This window comes from Acinetobacter schindleri CIP 107287 (assembly GCF_000368625.1).
GTDB lineage: Bacteria > Pseudomonadota > Gammaproteobacteria > Pseudomonadales > Moraxellaceae > Acinetobacter > Acinetobacter schindleri.
In genome coordinates this window covers 153782-171586 of record NZ_KB849580.1, presented here as the reverse complement: position 1 = coordinate 171586, position 17805 = coordinate 153782, and the positions used below count along the sequence as shown (strand labels likewise).

Sequence of the window (17805 nt, the reverse complement as noted above, 5' to 3'; positions counted from 1 at the left end):
GGCAAATAATGAAAACTGAAGTGGTCGAAAGGAAGTTGAATCAGTCAGGGATGAAGAAAGCCATTACTTACGGCATTCTGTTGATGATGGTTTTCATCAGTGCTGTATTTGTGGTATTTCAAGTCTTTGAATATCGTCAGGATTACCGAAAACTGAGCAGCTATCTGCGTGAGCGTGATGATCTCAATGCGGAGTGGGGGCGTTTGCTGATCGAGCAGCAGACCTTTGGTGCAACCGCCCAGATCGGAACACGTGCCGTGACCCAGCTCAGAATGTATTCTCCTCCTGTTTCACAGACCGTGGTGATTTCATTGCCACAAACTTCAGATGTAAAAAAATAAGGCTAGCGCTCAGACATGGTAGACAAGAAAACCAAGCAAGTGGCACGTAAAAAACAGTCCGTGACGACAAAAAATGCTTTAAGCGTTGATATTAGCCGTTTTTATATTATGTGGGCCGTGGTACTGCTGTGCTTTCTGGCTTTGATCGGGCGCGCTTTTTATGTACAGGTGATTAATAAAGAATTCCTGCAGAACAAGGCCAATGCCAAGATTTTAAGAACCGACAAAATTAAAGCCATGCGCGGTGTGATTTATGACCGTAATGGCGTGCCACTGGCGATAAGTACTCCAATTATGCGGGTGGTGATTGATCCACGTGATTATTTTGATAATAAAAAACTCTATGATGAAACGATTCAGGCTTTGGAAAAGGATCCGAATAACCGCAAGCTGAAACGTCAGTTACCGGATAAAAACCTGAACCTGGATGAACTGGCTGATGCGGTGGGTATGGATCGTGCCGACCTGCGCAAGAAAATGGAAGCGCGTCCGCGTTCCCGTTATCTGATCCTGAAAAAAGAAGTTCCGCCTCAACAGGCTGAGCTGATTATGAAGCGTAATTTCCAGGGTGTATACACCGAGAAAAACTATAAGCGTTACTATCCGCAGCCACAACCGAACTCACAGATTATTGGCTTGACCAACAGTGAGAGTGTGGGCATTGAAGGCCTGGAAATGCAGCTGAATACCCGTCTATCAGGTGTAGACGGCGAGCAGCAGATAGTACGTGATAAGAAGGGCAACCGCGTTAAAGACCCTGAAATTATTAAAGAAGTTGAAGCAGGGGAAAATATCACGCTTAGCATCGATTCACGCTTGCAGTACATTATGTATCGTGAACTGACTGCAGCAGGTGTTGCAAATAATGCCCGTTCTGCAACCGCAATCGCGGTGGATGTGAAGACGGGTGAAATTCTGGCGATGACTTCATGGCCAGCTTATAACCCGAATGATAAAAACGGATTATTGAACAAAGATGCGATGCGTAACCGCGGTGCGGTCGACTCTTTCGAGCCGGGTTCAACCATGAAGCCGCTGACTGTAGCGATGGCGCTGGAAAGTGGTAAATACACAGCCAATTCAGTGGTGAATACGACCCCGGGAAGTATGCGGGTCGGGAATCACACAATCCGGGATACCCACAATTATGGGCAATTAACCTTGGGTGGTATTATCCAGAAATCCTCTAACGTTGGTGTCGCCAAACTGGCGTTATCACTGCCTTATGAAACCTTGCCGACTTTCTATAAACGCCTTGGTTTTGGTCAGCGTTCTGCCGTGAAATTCCCGGGTGAAAGTGCCGGTCTGATTCTGCCACCTAGTAAATGGAACGTGTCTGAAGTGGCGACTATGTCTTATGGTTATGGTCTGAATGCGACGGTGCTACAACTGGCTGATGCCTATGCCATGCTGGCTAACAAGGGCGTAAAAGTCCCACTAAGCCTGTACAAATTAGAAGAGCAGCCGAAAGGCGAGCAGATGATTGATCCGAAAATTGCAGACCAGGTTCTGCTGATGATGGAAACTGCAACCTTGCCAGGGGGTACCGCTACTCGTGCGACAGTGCCAGGTTATCGGGTTGCAGGTAAAACAGGGACTGCGCATAAATTGCGTGCTGACCGTAAAGGTTATTCGACCAATGAATACCGTGCTTTATTTGCCGGCGTGGCACCAGTCAGTGACCCACGGATCGCTATGGTGGTGGTGGTAGAAAACCCGCAAGGCACCTACTATGGTGGTACGGTATCTGCGCCGGTCTTTGCGCGTGTAATGCAAGAGTCTTTACGCTTGCTGAATGTCCCATTGGACAAACCTTTAGAATCTCCCCAAGTCCAGTAAACAGGTGATCAATGTCGATAACATTTCAAGATCTCTACGCCGTTCAAGATAGTGCTGAATGGATGCGACAATCCTTTCAGGGCTTTGAGCTGGACAGCCGAAAAGTAAAATTAGGGCAAATTTTTATTGCCCTGACCAGTCTGTCTCAACCTGAGAAAACTGTGGAATATGCGAAAAAAGCGCTATCTCTAGGAGCACTGGCAGTCATTTCTGAACAGGATCTCGGAATCTCTCCTGCATTAGTCGTGACAAATGTACGGCATCTAATGGGGGGGTGGCAGAAACGTTATCTGCAAGCGACCCAGCCAGTACAGGCTGCAAGTATTCTGGCCGTGACTGGAACCAATGGAAAAACCACCATTTCTCGCTTGGTCGCAGAACTCTTGATGCTGCAAGGCAAACCTTGTGCGGTGATGGGCACCACGGGCAATGGAATTTTGCCAAATCTGGAAGCCTCTTCGCATACCACACTGGATGCGCTGCAATTGCAAAATGCCCTACATGGTTATGCGCAAGCGGGCGCAGAATTTGCTTCGATTGAAGCCAGTTCGCATGGTCTTGAACAAGGCCGCTTAAATGGCTGTGATATTGAAATTGCAGCTTATAGCAACCTGAGCCGTGACCATCTGGATTATCACGGTACGCTGGAAGCTTATGCTGAGGCCAAGTCACGTTTATTCAAATTTGAATCTCTGAAAGTTGCGATCATTAATCTGGATGACGCACATGCTCAGGTGATGATTGAGGCGGCTCAGGCTAATCTAGCGCAGCCGAAAATTTTGACTTATTCATTGTCGCAAGCTGCTGACTATCAGGTACAGGATATTCAATACCGGATTTCTGGTGCAGAATTTAAACTGATCACTGCGCAGGGTACATTCACCGTACACAGTCCACTCTTGGGTCATTTCAATGTTGAAAACCTAGTGGCGAGTCTGGTTGTTGCAGAACAGGCTGGTTTTGATTTAGCAAATTTGATTGAGACTGTGCCTAATCTAAAAGGCGCACCGGGTCGTATGCAGGTACTGCGTGATGGTGAGCGCTTGTTTGTAGTGGATTATGCCCATACGCCAGATGCTTTGACGCAGGTATTGGTGACTTTAAAACGCCATGTCAATAACAAGCTCTGGGCGGTATTTGGCTGTGGTGGTGACCGTGATCGTGGTAAACGTCCATTGATGGCACAAGCGGCTCTCAATGGTTCGGATATTGCGATTTTAACCTCTGACAATCCGCGTACTGAAAACCCGGAACAGATTTTCGCGGATATGAAGCAAGGTATCGATTTCGCTGGTAAAACTTATCAGGAAATTCATGACCGCCGTGAAGCGATCAAGTTTGTAGTGAAACATGCGCAAGCGGGTGATATTGTCGTGATTGCAGGCAAAGGGCATGAAAATTATCAGGAAATCGATGGCGTTCGCCATTGGTTTGATGATGTTGTCGAAGTACAGGCGGCCATTGATGCGCAGCACTGTAACTCTGATTCAGCATATCCAGCGCAGTAATAGGACGAATTTATGCATACTTCAACTACCAGTACTGTGCCTTTGGTACCTTGGACTGCAGTACAATTACAACAGGCGACTCAAGGTTACTGGCTGAATGACAAGCAGCCTGAAGGCGAAATTAAACGTATCCTGATGGATTCTCGTGATGCTGAAGCTGGTGATGCTTTTCTGGCTTTGAAAGGTGAACGCTTTGATGCACACGATTTCGTAGCACAAGTGGCGGCAAACGGTTGCCAAATTGTCATTGTCGATCATCCGGTTGATGCTGAAATCTGCCAATTGGTTGTGGACGATACCCGTCAGGCGCTGGGTCGTCTAGGCGCTTTCCGCCGTCAGCAAAATCCACAACTCAAAGTCATTGCCCTGACTGGCAGTAGCGGTAAGACCACTACCAAGGAAATGCTGGGTAGTATCTTGTCTCGTCTGGCACCAACTTTGGTGACGCGCGGTAACCTGAATAATGATCTCGGTGTGCCTGTGATGTTGCTGGAGCTGCGCCCAGAGCATCAATATGCAGTGATGGAGCTGGGGGCCAGCCATCAGGGTGAAATTGACTATACTGCTGGTCTGGTACAGCCGCACGTCGCCGGTATTATTAATATCGGCACGGCACACCTGGGTGAGTTCGGTGGTCGTGATGGGATTTGCTGTGCCAAGTCAGAAATTTATTCGCATATTTCTGAAACCTCTATTATTCCTGCAGCGGATGATTATGCCGAGCAGATTCGAGCTGCTGTGAAAACCGAAAAGACCTTAAGTTTTGGTCAGGGTGGAGAGGTCTACGCAACTGAGGTGGAATTACATCCGCAGTCTGCAAGCTTTATTTTGAATACACCTCAAGGTAATAAAACAGTAAACCTGCCATTTGCTGGTGAGCATAATGTGCAGAATGCAACTGCTGCTGCGGCCTTATCTTTAGCCCTTGGTATCAGCCTGGATGATATTGTGGCTGGCCTGGAAGAGGCAGTAGGTGCCAAAGGTCGTCTGAACTTCATCAAGCACAAAGAATTTGTGTTTATTGATGATACCTATAATGCCAATCCAAACTCGATGCGTGTTGCCGCTGACGTTTTAGCACAGCAGGAAGGTATCCGTGTCATGGTGATGGGGGATATTGGCGAGTTAGGTGCATCAGCCGCGATTGAGCATTATAAGCTGGGTCGCGATCTGGTTTCGGTAAAAGGCCTGAACTTTGTGGTGGCAGTCGGTGAATTTGCACCTGCCGCACAAGAAGGCGCGCGTAGTACACAATATGGTAAGAAAATGCAGGCTTTCCTGAATCAGGAGCAGGCATTACCGTTTTTAATTCGTTTGATTGAAACACATCAACCTCAGCCGATGTCATTCCTGTTTAAAGGGTCGCGTTTTACTCATATGGAAACATTGATGGCTGCATTGATGGAGAAACTCTAAATGCTGTTATGGCTATTTGAACAACTGGCGGGCTATGACAGCACGTTTCAGGTGGTTCGTTATTTAACATTACGTGCTTTGCTCAGTGTCTTGACGGCATTGACCATTGGTTTGGTGCTGGGCCCTGTGATGATTCGCAAGTTACAGGCATTGAAATACGGCCAAGCGGTAAGCTCATTTGCACCGGAAAATCATGCCAAAAAAATGGGTACACCTACCATGGGTGGTGTGCTGATTCTGCTCTCAATTGGTATTTCGACCTTACTCTGGGCAGATTTATCGAATCCATACGTGTGGATTGTACTTGCAGTGATGGTGATTTTTGGTGCCGTCGGCTGGGCGGATGACTGGATCAAGATCCGTTATAAGGATAATGCCGGTTTGCCTGCACGCAAGAAGTTTTTCTGGACCTCTGTAGGTTCAATTGGTGCCGGTATTGCGCTTTATGTGATTGCACAGCAACAACCGAATCCGATCGTGACAGCCAACATGCTGGATGTGCTGATTCCATTCTTTAAGGATCACACGATTCCACTCTCAATTATTCCACTCGGTATTGGTTTTATTATCTTTACTTATTTCGTGATTAATGGCGCATCGAATGCCGTTAACCTGACGGACGGTCTGGATGGTCTGGCGATTATGCCGATCGTACTGGTGGCTGCTGGTCTAGGTGTTTTTGCTTATCTTGCCGGTGATGTACGTTTTGCGAACTACCTGCATATTCCATATGTAAAATATTCATCTGAGCTGGTGGTGATCTGTGCCGCGATGATTGGTGCCGGCTTAGCCTTCCTTTGGTTCAACGCTCATCCTGCCCAAGTGTTTATGGGGGATGTAGGAGCTTTATCATTAGGTGCGATGTTGGGTACGATTGCTGTCATGGTTCGTCAGGAAATCGTGTTCGCGATCATGGCGGGTGTGTTCCTGGTAGAAGCGATTTCGGTCTTCCTGCAAATCGGCTCATTACGGATGCGTAATAAACGTGTATTCCTGATGGCGCCATTGCATCATCATTATGAAAAGAAAGGCTGGCGTGAAACCCAGGTGGTGATCCGTTTCTGGATTATTACGATTATGCTGGTAGTTTTGGGTCTAATGACCTTAAAATTACGCTAAGAAATGCATTTGAAAAAGTCGGCGCATGCCGGCTTTTTTGTTTTGGAGAAATTATCAAATGAACCTACTCATGTGTCCGGTGTGTCGTGAGCAGTTACGTCTAAATGAACGGACCTGGCGCTGTGACAATCAGCATAGCTATGATGTAGCAAAGCAAGGCTATGTGAATCTACATGTGGTTCAGCATAAACATAGTAAAAATCCCGGTGATACGCCTGAATCAATACAAGCGCGTCGTGCATTTTTAAGTGCAGGTCACTATGCTCCTTTGCAACAAGCAGTGGTACAAAAGATTCGTGAACTGCGTATTGAAAATCTGCTGGATATTGGCTGTGGGGAAGGGTATTACACTGATGCCATGCAACAGGAAGTACTACAGTGTGTAGGCGTGGATATTGCCAAAAATGCGATTCAGGTAGCAGCGAAGCTGAATAAAGAGATTACTTGGGTAGTAGGTACAGGCGCAACTTTGCCTGTATTAGATGAGTCAATAGATCTATGTACCAGCCTGTTTAGCCCGATTCCGAAACAGGAAATTCTGCGTGTACTCAAGCCGAAATCTTATTTAATGGTTGTGACTCCTGCACCACAGCATTTGTATGCCATGCGAGAAGCACTATTTGAAGAAGTGAAACCACACGAGCCACAAAAGTTTGTCGAGCAGTTGCAAGATGCATTTGATTTAGTGAGTGAACAGATTGTTGAAGCGCCTATGAATTTGCCACAAGCAGACTTAAAAAACCTGATTGCGATGACGCCATATGCTTATAAGGCTAAGCCGGAACGCCGTCTGGCACTTGAACAGCAAGAACAATTTGAATTAATGGCACAATACCAGATTTATCTTTTTCAAAAGAAATAATACTGATTATTATCTAAACAATATAAAGCCCTCAATTGAGGGCTTTATATTTGACTGCTTAATCGGGAAAGTTACTGAACCTGTTCAATCAGAGTATCAAGAGAATCCGTTTTCTTTGGCTGCAATGGTTGTTCCTGCGTTGCTGGTGTTTCACCAGGTACAGTCAATTCTTCACCCGGTAGATCTTCAAAATCATTTTGCTCACGTCTAGGTATAACGACTGGGGCTGGACGATACAGTGGGGTGGCCATTGGCGGAGAAGAGCGGTCTTCCTGTACTTCTTCTAAATCCTGATTGATGACTTTAGTACGATTAACTGGGGCTTTGGCTTTACGATCCAGACGCACCCAGGATTCTGGTGTACCTTTTAGCGCATTGGCCATAAAGTCGGTCCAGATTGGCAGGGCAGCTACACCGCCATACTCACGGCGACCTAAAGTTGTTGGCTGGTCAAAGCCGACCCAGGCTACTGTTACCAGCTTACCATTAAAGCCGGCAAACCAGGCATCCTTGGCATCGTTAGTGGTACCTGTCTTACCCCCTAGGTCACTACGCCCAATGCGTAAAGCTGCACGGCCAGTACCGTGCTGGATTACATCACGTAAAATATTAGCCATTTCGTAAGCAGAGCTGGATTTAAGAATACGCTGTGCCTGACGGTAATTGCTATGTTCAGCCGAAACTTTCGGTGCTACTGCTTTGGTTTCCAGTGAGCGGTTATTCATTTCGATCACTTCATCATCTGGCGTCACCACGTCAGCAGATGCAATCGTTTGTTCTTCCTGATTAATACAGGAAATGCAGGCATATTCAGGTTTTGCTTCAAAAATCGTCTTACCATAAGCATCTTCAATACGGCTGATGAAATGCGGCTGGATACGGTAACCACCATTGGCGAAGGTGGCATAACCGGTTGCCATCTGAATAGGCAGTACTTGCGGCGTACCAAGAGCAATGGTGTAGTTGCGTGGAATCTGTTTGTCTTCTAGGCCAAAATCCATTAATAATTGTCGGGTGCGCTCAATCCCCACCGTTTGTAGCAGGCGCACAGAAACGGTATTACGTGAAAGGTATAAGGCACGACGTAAAGGAATCATGCCCAGATAACGACCATCTGAGTTTCGAGGAGTCCATTTACCAATCGTAATAGGCGCATCATTGACCATAGTATGCGGACTCATGCCGCGTTCTAATGCCAGTGCATAAACAAAAGGCTTGATGGTCGAACCCGGCTGACGCCAGCCTTGAATAGCACGGTTAAAAGTCGATTGATAAAAATTATAGCCACCCACCACTGCTTCAATGGCACCATTATTTGGATTGATGGCAATCAGCTGACCTTGGACTTTAGGAATCTGTACCAGTGCCCAGGAAGTTTTTTGTGCATTAGGACGTAAACGGACAATATCTTTCAGTTTAACAATATCTGCCGCACGCTTGGGTGCAGCGCCAACACTATTGGCGTTTCGGTAGCGGCGCGCCCATGACATTCCTGACCAGGGAACGGTGACGGTGGTTCCATCCTGCATTAAGGCTTCAAAACTATTTTGGTTGATTTTAGTGACTTGAGCAGGGTAGGTATTGGCAAAAGGCTGGAATTTTTTTAAGGGTTGATCATTTGCTTCAGCACCGCGCCAGCCATGACGTCGGTCATAAGCTTCAAGGCCTTCTTGTACGGATTGCTCAGCATACGCCTGACGTTGACTATTAATCGTGGTATAGACTTTATAGCCAGAATCGATGGCCTGTGCACCAAAATTCTGGATCAGTTCAGAGCGAACCATCTCTCCGACATAGGGAAACTTATTGCGAGTGCTACGATCCGGCATATCCAGATTGATTGGTTCCGCAATCGCTTGCTGATACTGTGTCTGATTCAGATAACCAAGCTGCAGCATACGTCCTAGAATCCAGTTGCGACGTTCAAGTGCACGTTTGGGATTGGCGACCGGATTGTACTTGGAAGGGGCTTTCGGCAAACCGGCAATCATCGCCATCTGGGCAAGAGAAAGTTCTTCCAGGCTTTTGTTGTAATAGATTTTAGCCGCTGCTGCGATGCCATAAGCATTTTTACCCAAGAAAATTTTATTGACATAGAGGGTTAAAATTTCTTCTTTAGTCAGGTTTTGCTCAATTTTACGTGCCAGGAAAATTTCAGTCAGTTTGCGCTTCAGTGTTCGTTCTGGACTGAGATAATAGTTTTTTGCCACCTGCATAGTGATGGTCGAACCACCGGTCTGTACATCGGAACCAGTGACGCTTTCACTTAATGCCCGGCCCAAGCCTTTAAAACTGATGCCACTATGTTCGAAAAAGCTGGAATCTTCTGCAGCGAGGAAGGCATGAATAAATTCTGGTGGAATCTGATCATATTCCACAGGCACAGAAAGTTTGCCGCCATATTCTGCAATCAATTCTTGATCGGAACTAAATACTTGTAAAGGCTTAAGTAAAGGTGCCTTTTTAAGGATAGACATTTCAGGCAAAGATGGGGCAATATAAAGGTACATGCCATAAAAGCCCATCGGAATTGAGATCATAATTATGATAATGATCAAAAAAAATGGATGAACAAGGCCTGAACTGGATAGCTTTTTCATAACAAGTAAGTTTTAATAAGAGCTAATGGCAAACTAAGTGAGCGGTCAGTATATCCTTTAGATATACATAATGTTAGATGACTTATTGTATCTAGATAAAATTATTAGACCGATTATACCTAGTAGGCTACTTTATTTTTGGGGATAAAAAAATAATAGGAATGATATTGTGCGCAGGTTATATCGTAAGCCAAACAAGGGGTTAATAGGCGTCGACATCAGCTCGACTTCTGTTAAAGTTTTGGAACTCTCTATGAAAAGCGGACGGTACTGGGTAGAAAGCTATGCTTTAGTCCCATTACCAGAAGGTAGTGTTGTTGAAAAAAACATCTTAAATCCAGAAGCCGTCGGTGATGCTTTGGCTCGTGCTATTAACTTGGCCAATACCCAATCTAACCAGGCTGCATTTGCGATTCCTACGTCTATGGCGATCACCAAAACGATCGAAATGGATGCAGATATGACAAGTGATGAACGGGAAGTTCAAATTCGTGAAGATGCCGAACAATACATTCCATTCCCGCTCGATGAAGCCAGCATTGACTTTGAAGTCTTGCCTGATCGATTGTCTAATCCAAATCGTGTCAATGTTCTGTTGGTCGCAACCCGTATTGAAAATGTCGAAGCCCGTTCTGAAGTACTGCAAATCGCGGGGATCACACCCAAGATTGCAGATGTAGAAAGCTTTGCATTGGAAAATGCTTTCAGGGTGTTTGCTGATACTTTACCAATGGGCGTAAATACTGTTGGTATTCTGGATATTGGTCATAGCATGACAACTCTATCAGTCATGCGGAACAACAAGATTATTTATACCCGTGAGCAGGTGTTTGGGGGAAAACAGCTGACTCAGGAAATCCAGAATCGTTATGGTCTGTCTTTTGAAGAAGCGGGACGTGCCAAGAAAACACGTGCATTGCCAGATGACTATGATATTGAAGTCTTGGAACCATTCTTGGATGCTGTGGTACAACAGGCGGCTCGTTCATTGCAGTTTTTCTTTTCATCTTCTCAGTTTAATGAAATTGACCATATCCTGTTGGCAGGGGGGAATGCCAATATTCCGGGTCTGGCAAAATTATTACAGCAAAAGCTTGGTTACCGTGTCACGATCGCGAATCCATTTTTACAAATGGGCTTTTCTCCTCAAATTGATATTAAAAAAATTGAAAATGACGCGTCCTCACTCATGGTTGCATGTGGTTTGGCATTGAGGAGTTTTGATTAATGGCAAAAATTAACTTACTTCCTTGGCGTGATGAGCTCAGGATAAAAAGAAATAACGAATTTGTCGCATATTGCGTCGGGGCCTTGTTGCTAGGGGTAACAGCAGCTGGAGGAAGCTGGTTCTACTATGATCAAAAATTACAGGATCAAGAACAAGCCAACCAACTCATCATCAGTACCAATCAGAATCTGGATGTACAGCTAAAATCTCTGGAAGGTTTACAGGAACAGCGTAATGCGATTGTGGAACGCATGAAACTGATTCAAGGTTTACAAACCCAGCGTCCAATTGCCGTACATCTTATTGACGAGATTGTACGTGTGACACCAAGTGATATGTATATCACCAAATTTGACCGTGTCGGTGATAAGTTCACCATTGAAGGGAAAGCAGCAAGTCCAAATACGGTTGCAGAATTATTGCGTAATCTCGAAGCTTCTACCTGGTACCGTAATGCTTTCATGAATGCATTCCTGGTGGCGGAAGAGAACAAGGACAAGGCGCCAAGCTCTATTATTCCACGTGTTGAAGAATCTTATGGCACATTTACAGTGACAGTGGATCTAGACCAGATTGCTCAACCGGTGCTTTCAGAACAACAGCCGCAAGCGGCTGCAGCAATAGGAGGGGCGACATCATGAGCGAACAATTTGATGAATTAGGTCAGGAAGCTGTTGTTGTACCAAAAAATAAAATGACGGTAGAAAAGTTTTTTCAGCAATTTAATACCCTCGATCCAAATAACTATGGTAGCTGGCCACTGGCTGTAAAGATTACCTGCTGGGTATTTATTGTTTTCCTGGTTTTGATGCTGGCTTATTTCGGTCTGATTCGAGGCAAGATTGAATCAATTACTCAGGCCAATGCACAAGAACAGAATCTATTAAATGAATTTCGTGAGAAAGATTCCAAACTGCGTAATTTGCAACAATACCAACAGCAACTTCAGGATATGGAAGCAAGCTTTAACCAGCAGCTTGAACAGTTACCAAAGGAAACTGAAATCCCAGGCCTGGTTGAAGATATTAACTTGAGTGGTGTCAATGCCGGACTGAAGTTTAAGAATATCCGTCTTGAACCTGAAGTAAAGCAAGAGTTCTTTATTGAACAGCCAATTTCTATTGAAGCAACGGGTGATTATCATGCCTTTGGTTCATTTGTCAGCGGTATTGCAGGATTGTCTCGTATCGTGACGCTACACGACTTTACGATTACGGGTACTGAAAATAAAGAGAAGAAAACAGATATCCCGGTTGTAGATTATACCTTGAAGGCAAAAACCTATCGTTATGTCGGTAGTGCCAACTCAGCATCGGCAGATACAACAGCTGCGAATAGTCAGGGGGCACAGTAATGAAGATGATCAAAATTGCTTCAGCACTTACTGCCGGATTAATCTTGGCAGGTTGTGAATCACGTATTGATGTGGTCAATCAGGAAATGGCCAATATCCGCAATCAACCAGCATTGCCCATTGAGCCAGCACCCGATTTTGCTCCGGTTGAAACTTTTAGTTATGCAGCACATCAGCTAAAAAGTCCTTTCTTGCCAAGTTCATTGGCAGCAGAACTGAAGATTATGGCAGGGAAACGGGTTTATCCAAACCTATCACGTCAATTGCAACCCTTAGAAAGTTATCCGCTTGAAACTTTGACCATGAAAGGAAGTCTCAAAAATCAGGCTGGACAGATTATGGCTTTAATTAATACGCCAGATGGGGAAATTGAACGTGTACAGCGCGGTAGTTATATGGGACTTAATCATGGTCGGGTGATCCATATCACACCGACACAAATTGATCTGATCGAGATTATTCCAGATGGACGCGATGGCTATGTGGAACGCCCTCGCAGTATGGTCCTAATTGGGCCTGCGCCATAAGTTAAAGGGAATAACAATGAATAAAAGTTTTAAAGAATTTATTTTTGGGGATGCTAATACAATGAATCATGTGTTTCGTCAGTTTTCAATGGGGGCAGTTGCCATTGCTGTAATGCAGGCGGCAAGTGCACAGGTTTCGATGACCAATGTGGTACCAATGCAGGTTCCAGGACAAGGTACTGAAATTCGCGTTATGTTTAATGGCTTGCCGCCTCAACCACAAGCTTATCAATTAGAATCACCATCACGTCTGATTCTGGATTTTGATAAAGCACAGCAGAATTTAAAACAAAGCAGTATTGCTGTTGCAACGAAAGAAGCAAGTTCTGTAGATGTGACTTCAGATGCCCAGCGTGCGCGTTTAACTGTTAATCTGGCAGATGCGGGTGCATTTACCACGCGTGTTGAAGGCAATACCTTTATTCTAAAAATCAATTCAACCAATCCAGTTATCCCTGTACAGCCAGTCTTACAACAAAATACTCAAGGTATTACCAATATTGGGTTCCAGCGCGGAGCGAAAGGTGAAGGTCAGGTTGTGATTGATCTGGCGAGTGGTAATACACCGGTTGATGTGCAACAGCAAGGCACCAAAGTTATTGTACGAGCATTAGGCTCCAAGATTCCTACTCATTTAACGCGTCGTCTGAATGTGAATGATTTTGCTACACCTGTTTCGACAGTAGATGCAGTCAACCAGAATGGCTCTGGAGTGATTACCATTCAAACTTCAGATAGCTATGAATACATGGCTTATCAAACCGATAATAAACTGACAATTAGTTTAAAGCGCCCAGAAGAGAAAAATCCATTACGTCCAAAAGCTGCTCAACATTATACTGGTAAGAAAATTTCTTTAGATTTTCAGGATATTGAAGTACGCCGAGTATTACAGCTACTAGCAGATTTTACTGACATTAATATGGTTGCAGCAGACAGCGTACAAGGCAATATTACTTTACGTCTTAAGGAAGTGCCTTGGGATCAGGCTTTAGATATTGTTTTGAAAACCAAGAATTTGGATAAGCGCCGTAATGGGAATGTAATCTGGATCGCGCCTGTATCTGAGCTCATTAAAGCTGAAGAGGAAGAAGCTAAAGCACTTGCACAAAGTGTAAAGCTTGCTCCTATTCAGACAGAGTATATGCAACTCAGTTATGCCAAAGCGGCTGATATTGAAAAGCTCATCACGCAGAATAAAGGGGCCTCAAGTGCCGGTTCTAATACAGGCAGTACAAGTGGAGATGATAAGGAGAGTCTACTGAGTTCACGTGGTTCTATTTCTATTGATGCACGTACCAATACTTTAATTGTAAATGATACTCAGCCTTTTATCGATAAAATCCGTAATATGGTTGACCTGCTTGATGTACAGGTAAAGCAGGTCATGGTTGAAGCACGTATTGTGCGTGCATCGACTGAATTCACCAAAGAAATCGGGGTGAAATGGGGAATTCTTTCTCAGGGCATTACTAATAATAATAATCTATTAGTGGGTGGAAGTGACACTACACTTTGGGATTTGCGTGATCCTCAAGAAAGTGATTTAGGTGGATATACCTATGATATTCAACGCCCAGATAATTTGAATGTTGACTTGGGTGTTGCAAACCCTGCTGGTCGAATTGCTTTTGGCTTGATTAGCTTATCTGACTTTATGTTAGATCTGGAGCTTTCTGCTTTACAAGCAGATGGTTATGGTGAAGTGATCTCAACACCTAAAGTTTTAACAGCAGATAAGCAGGCGGCTAAAGTTTCATCAGGTACACAAATTCCGTATCAATCTTCAGAAGGGGGTGGTGCAAATGCAGTTTCAACTACTGAATTTATTGATGCAACCCTCAGCTTAGATGTAACTCCTAGTATTACACCTGACGGTAAAGTTCAGATGCTGCTCAATATTACCAGTGATACTCCTGGAAACCCGACTCCAACGGGTCAATTAACGATTAATAAAAATCAAATTAGCACTAATGTGCTGGTTGATAATGGAGAAACAGTAGTTTTGGGGGGGATTTTTGAGCAAGAAACACGGAATGGACAAACTAAAGTACCTTTCTTGGGAGATATTCCATATTTAGGTCATTTATTTCGTAGAGATCTTAAATCTGACAATAAGCGTGAGCTTTTGATTTTTGTTACACCTCGAATTGTTAATGACAGTGTTTCAAGAAATCATTAATATATTTTGAAATTAACAAAATGAATAGGTGACTCCTTGCCAAGCAAAGAGTTTGAATCCCTGCCAAATATCTATTTGGTAGGGCCGATGGGGGCGGGAAAGACGACAGTAGGACGGCATTTAGCAGAATTGTTAGGACGGGAATTTCTGGATAGTGATCATGAAATTGAGCGTAAAACAGGTGCAACGATTCCCTGGATCTTTGAAAAAGAGGGTGAGCAGGGCTTTCGTAGTCGTGAAACGGTTGTCATCGATGAGTTAACCTCACGACCACAGTTGGTTTTGGCCACAGGTGGTGGTGCGGTGACTCAGGCGCCTAACCGTGAATATCTGAAACAGCGAGGCATCGTTGTTTATCTCTACACTCCTGTGGAAATCCAGCTCCAGCGAACCTATCGCGACAAAAACCGTCCCTTGTTACAAGTTGAAAATCCGGAACAGAAACTTAAAGATCTGCTGGCAATTCGGGATCCGCTGTATCGGGAAGTCGCACACCATATTATTGAGACCAATCAGGGCGCTGCACGTGATCTGGCACAGCGTATTCTGCATCTCATCCTTCCGAAAAAATAAGCTCAGTAAAAAAGTGGTTACCCCATCATGCAAACCTTACATGTCGAACTCGGTGAACGTCGTTACCCAATTTTTATTGGTAGCGATTTAAATCCTCAGCAGCTGTTAGAACCTTATATTCATGGTAAACAGGTGATGATTGTCAGTAATGATACGGTGGCACCACTATATCTGGAACATTATAAGACAGCCTTGGAAAAACTGGGCAAAACGGTAGCGACCTGTATTTTGCCTGATGGCGAGAAATTTAAGGATATCCAGCATTTAAACCTGATTTTTGATGCATTGCTTGAAGCGGGGTTTAACCGGGATTGTACGGTATTGGCGTTGGGTGGTGGCGTGATTGGTGATATGGCCGGTTTTGCTTCAGCCTGTTTCCAGCGTGGTGTGTACTTTATTCAAGTGCCAACAACTTTGCTTTCGCAGGTGGATTCCAGTGTCGGTGGTAAGACCGGGATCAACCATTCACTTGGTAAAAACATGATTGGTGCCTTCCAGCAGCCACAAGTCGTGCTGGCGGATATGTCCCAGTTATCAACCTTGCCAGATCGTGAATTATCAGCAGGTCTTGCTGAAGTCATTAAATATGCATTACTCGGTGATGAGGACTTCCTGGTTTGGCTGGAAGCCAATATGGAAGGTCTGATTGCTCGTGATGAGCAGTTGCTGGCTGAAGCTGTTTATCGTTCCTGCGCGCATAAAGCCCGTATCGTGGCGAATGATGAAAAAGAGCAAGGTGAGCGTGCTTTACTCAACCTCGGTCATACCTTTGGTCATGCCATCGAGTCTTATCTGGGCTATGGTGAATGGCTGCATGGTGAAGCGGTAGCAACCGGTATGGTCATGGCCGCTGATTTATCACAGCGTATGGGCTGGATTTCCGAAGCAGATCTCGCGCGTACAAAAAAAATCATTTCTCGTGCCAAACTTCCGATTGTTTGCCCTAAAATTCCTCTGGATGATTTCCTGGGATATATGGCACATGACAAAAAAGTCTTAAATGGACAGTTACGTCTGGTATTGCTGGAACAATTAGGACAAGCGATTATCACCCGAGACTTTGATGTAGAATTAATGAAGCAGGCCATTCTGGTCAATCAGGCATAGGTAATTTTAGAAAATGACAGCACTCCATACGCCATGGCAAAAGATTCAGCATTATTTTTGGCTGGTGACTGCGGTAGGCTGTCTTTTTGTTGCGCTCATTTTTTGGGCAATTACAGATAAGGATCAGGTCACTCCTGTAGAGAAAAAGCCTGAAACAGAGGTTGAACTACTGATTCAACCAGAAAAAGTTGCTTCAATGACCCATCTTGGTGCATTAAATGAGGAAGTTCATCCGCTGGATATGACCACACGCACCATTGTAAATGCAAACCATGAAGCCGAGTTTCGTGGTACCAAATATGTTACTCAATTTAAAAATCAGTATGCGATTGAGCTATTTCGGGTCTCTGATGAAATTATTATTAAAAACTTCTTAAGAAAACAGATAGATCGTAATAATTTCATCTACTTACGTCTGTCAGGCGAAAATATGCCTGAGCAATATGTTTTACTCTATGGTGCTTATAAATCAGCCAATCAAGCAAAGCAGGCACTGGATCAACTGAATATGGACTTGCCAAAATCAGTCAAACCAGCTGTGCAGCAAATTCAGGATTATCAACCTTATGTGAATAACTTAGGTTCTGATGAGCTGACGTCTAACCAGAAACTCTATCAAGTACGATTAAAAAATGTGCCTCTACCAAAAATAGAGGAAATAGTAGTTCCTAAGCCGCAGAGCCAGCCCTCATCAAATACGCCAAGTACCACCAGTACAACCATTGTTCGTCGTGATCCATCGGGAAATGTGGTAGATGTGCAGAAGTCTGAAAGCACTGTACCGTCAACGCCACGTGCTGAAGAACAAGAGATAAGTGATCCTTTTAACTAATACAAATTTGGGTGCGGGCTAAAATAGCGCACCCTGTATGAAAAAAATGCTATAAATGTGCGCTTTTGGTGCAAAAAATACACAATAAAAATCATCACTCTGTATCTAATATTTGCTAAATCTTTGTCATTGGTATTGTTTCTGTCTTAGTGCATAAAGTTGGCATGTTCTTTGCTTTATTGGTGCATGAATTGAATTAATCTCCCTGTTTTGGCGCGAAAATGATTCGATGATTATGCGTAAGCGTCATATTTAGTCGTTATTTTTATGTGATTTCTGAGTTTTTTAAACTTTATTTTTCATGCGTATTAATCTGA

At 44.3% G+C, this 17805-nt stretch carries 15 protein-coding genes; 14 read left to right on the top strand and 1 reads right to left on the bottom strand.

Going from position 1 to position 17805, the window contains the following annotated elements:
* The first annotated feature begins 8 nt into the window (after positions 1–8).
* The 6 genes from ftsL to F955_RS14705 are packed head-to-tail and all read left to right on the top strand — an operon-like array spanning position 9 to position 7085.
* Positions 9–341: a cell division protein FtsL gene (gene ftsL, locus F955_RS14730; protein WP_004810026.1), complete on the top strand. Its 333-nt coding sequence runs from the start codon at positions 9–11 to the stop codon at positions 339–341.
* Between the two features lie 15 nt (positions 342–356).
* The gene (gene ftsI, locus F955_RS14725) at positions 357–2180 is read left to right on the top strand and encodes a penicillin-binding protein PBP3 (protein WP_004896283.1); all 1824 of its coding nucleotides are present in this window, start codon (positions 357–359) and stop codon (positions 2178–2180) included.
* Between the two features lie 11 nt (positions 2181–2191).
* Positions 2192–3688 (top strand): UDP-N-acetylmuramoyl-L-alanyl-D-glutamate--2,6-diaminopimelate ligase, encoded by a 1497-nt coding sequence (locus F955_RS14720; RefSeq protein ID WP_004896282.1) that lies wholly within the window; start codon positions 2192–2194, stop codon positions 3686–3688.
* Positions 3689–3700: 12 nt separating this feature from the next.
* Positions 3701–5104: a UDP-N-acetylmuramoyl-tripeptide--D-alanyl-D-alanine ligase gene (locus F955_RS14715; protein WP_004896281.1), complete on the top strand. Its 1404-nt coding sequence runs from the start codon at positions 3701–3703 to the stop codon at positions 5102–5104.
* Complete coding sequence (mraY, locus tag F955_RS14710; RefSeq protein WP_004896280.1) at positions 5105–6223, top strand: phospho-N-acetylmuramoyl-pentapeptide-transferase; 1119 nt, start codon at positions 5105–5107, stop codon at positions 6221–6223.
* Positions 6224–6281: 58 nt separating this feature from the next.
* Entirely contained in the window at positions 6282–7085 is an 804-nt protein-coding gene (locus F955_RS14705; protein ID WP_004896278.1) for a putative RNA methyltransferase, read from the top strand.
* A gap of 71 nt (positions 7086–7156) precedes the next feature.
* On the opposite strand, the gene ponA is transcribed toward F955_RS14705, so the two are convergent.
* Complete coding sequence (gene ponA, locus F955_RS14700) at positions 7157–9685, bottom strand: penicillin-binding protein PBP1a (protein ID WP_034429812.1); 2529 nt, start codon at positions 9683–9685, stop codon at positions 7157–7159.
* A gap of 169 nt (positions 9686–9854) precedes the next feature.
* Between ponA and F955_RS14695 the strand changes: the two genes are divergently transcribed.
* From F955_RS14695 to F955_RS14660, 8 genes are read left to right on the top strand one after another with little or no spacing between them, the layout of a single operon-like run.
* Positions 9855–10913, top strand: a complete 1059-nt coding sequence (locus tag F955_RS14695) for a pilus assembly protein PilM (protein ID WP_004810013.1) — start codon at positions 9855–9857, stop codon at positions 10911–10913.
* Positions 10913–11554 carry a PilN domain-containing protein gene (locus tag F955_RS14690; RefSeq protein ID WP_004896273.1) on the top strand — a complete coding sequence of 214 codons (642 nt, stop codon included), beginning with the start codon at positions 10913–10915 and terminating at the stop codon, positions 11552–11554. Before F955_RS14695 ends, F955_RS14690 begins: the two co-directional genes overlap by 1 nt.
* Positions 11548–12267 carry a type IV pilus inner membrane component PilO gene (locus F955_RS14685; RefSeq protein ID WP_026056744.1) on the top strand — a complete coding sequence of 240 codons (720 nt, stop codon included), beginning with the start codon at positions 11548–11550 and terminating at the stop codon, positions 12265–12267. The genes F955_RS14690 and F955_RS14685 overlap by 7 nt, the downstream gene beginning before the upstream one ends.
* The gene (locus F955_RS14680; RefSeq protein WP_004810006.1) at positions 12267–12794 is read left to right on the top strand and encodes a pilus assembly protein PilP; all 528 of its coding nucleotides are present in this window, start codon (positions 12267–12269) and stop codon (positions 12792–12794) included. The genes F955_RS14685 and F955_RS14680 overlap by 1 nt, the downstream gene beginning before the upstream one ends.
* Positions 12795–12810: 16 nt before the next feature.
* Positions 12811–14976: a type IV pilus secretin PilQ gene (pilQ, locus tag F955_RS14675; RefSeq protein WP_004810005.1), complete on the top strand. Its 2166-nt coding sequence runs from the start codon at positions 12811–12813 to the stop codon at positions 14974–14976.
* 36 nt (positions 14977–15012) lie between these two features.
* Complete coding sequence (gene aroK, locus F955_RS16910) at positions 15013–15549, top strand: shikimate kinase AroK (RefSeq protein ID WP_004896271.1); 537 nt, start codon at positions 15013–15015, stop codon at positions 15547–15549.
* A gap of 27 nt (positions 15550–15576) precedes the next feature.
* On the top strand, positions 15577–16656 hold the full coding sequence (gene aroB, locus F955_RS14665) for a 3-dehydroquinate synthase (protein WP_004896270.1): 1080 nt from the start codon (positions 15577–15579) through the stop codon (positions 16654–16656).
* A 13-nt stretch (positions 16657–16669) separates the two neighbouring features.
* Positions 16670–17488, top strand: coding sequence for a hypothetical protein (locus F955_RS14660; RefSeq protein WP_004896269.1), 819 nt, complete (start codon positions 16670–16672; stop codon positions 17486–17488).
* The last annotated feature ends 317 nt before the right edge of the window (positions 17489–17805 follow it).

What these genes read in the sequence shown, in the direction of transcription:
- F955_RS14720 (WP_004896282.1), top strand. Translation starts at nt 2,192, where the DNA reads ATGTCGATAACATTTCAAGATCTCTACGCCGTTCAAGATAGTGCTGAA.
- pilQ (WP_004810005.1), top strand. Translation starts at nt 12,811, where the DNA reads ATGAATAAAAGTTTTAAAGAATTTATTTTTGGGGATGCTAATACAATG.
- F955_RS14690 (WP_004896273.1), top strand. Translation starts at nt 10,913, where the DNA reads ATGGCAAAAATTAACTTACTTCCTTGGCGTGATGAGCTCAGGATAAAA.
- ftsI (WP_004896283.1), top strand. Translation starts at nt 357, where the DNA reads ATGGTAGACAAGAAAACCAAGCAAGTGGCACGTAAAAAACAGTCCGTG.
- F955_RS14705 (WP_004896278.1), top strand. Translation starts at nt 6,282, where the DNA reads ATGAACCTACTCATGTGTCCGGTGTGTCGTGAGCAGTTACGTCTAAAT.
- F955_RS14680 (WP_004810006.1), top strand. Translation starts at nt 12,267, where the DNA reads ATGAAGATGATCAAAATTGCTTCAGCACTTACTGCCGGATTAATCTTG.
- mraY (WP_004896280.1), top strand. Translation starts at nt 5,105, where the DNA reads ATGCTGTTATGGCTATTTGAACAACTGGCGGGCTATGACAGCACGTTT.
- aroB (WP_004896270.1), top strand. Translation starts at nt 15,577, where the DNA reads ATGCAAACCTTACATGTCGAACTCGGTGAACGTCGTTACCCAATTTTT.
- F955_RS14715 (WP_004896281.1), top strand. Translation starts at nt 3,701, where the DNA reads ATGCATACTTCAACTACCAGTACTGTGCCTTTGGTACCTTGGACTGCA.
- ftsL (WP_004810026.1), top strand. Translation starts at nt 9, where the DNA reads ATGAAAACTGAAGTGGTCGAAAGGAAGTTGAATCAGTCAGGGATGAAG.
- ponA (WP_034429812.1), bottom strand. Translation starts at nt 9,685, where the DNA reads ATGAAAAAGCTATCCAGTTCAGGCCTTGTTCATCCATTTTTTTTGATC.
- F955_RS14660 (WP_004896269.1), top strand. Translation starts at nt 16,670, where the DNA reads ATGACAGCACTCCATACGCCATGGCAAAAGATTCAGCATTATTTTTGG.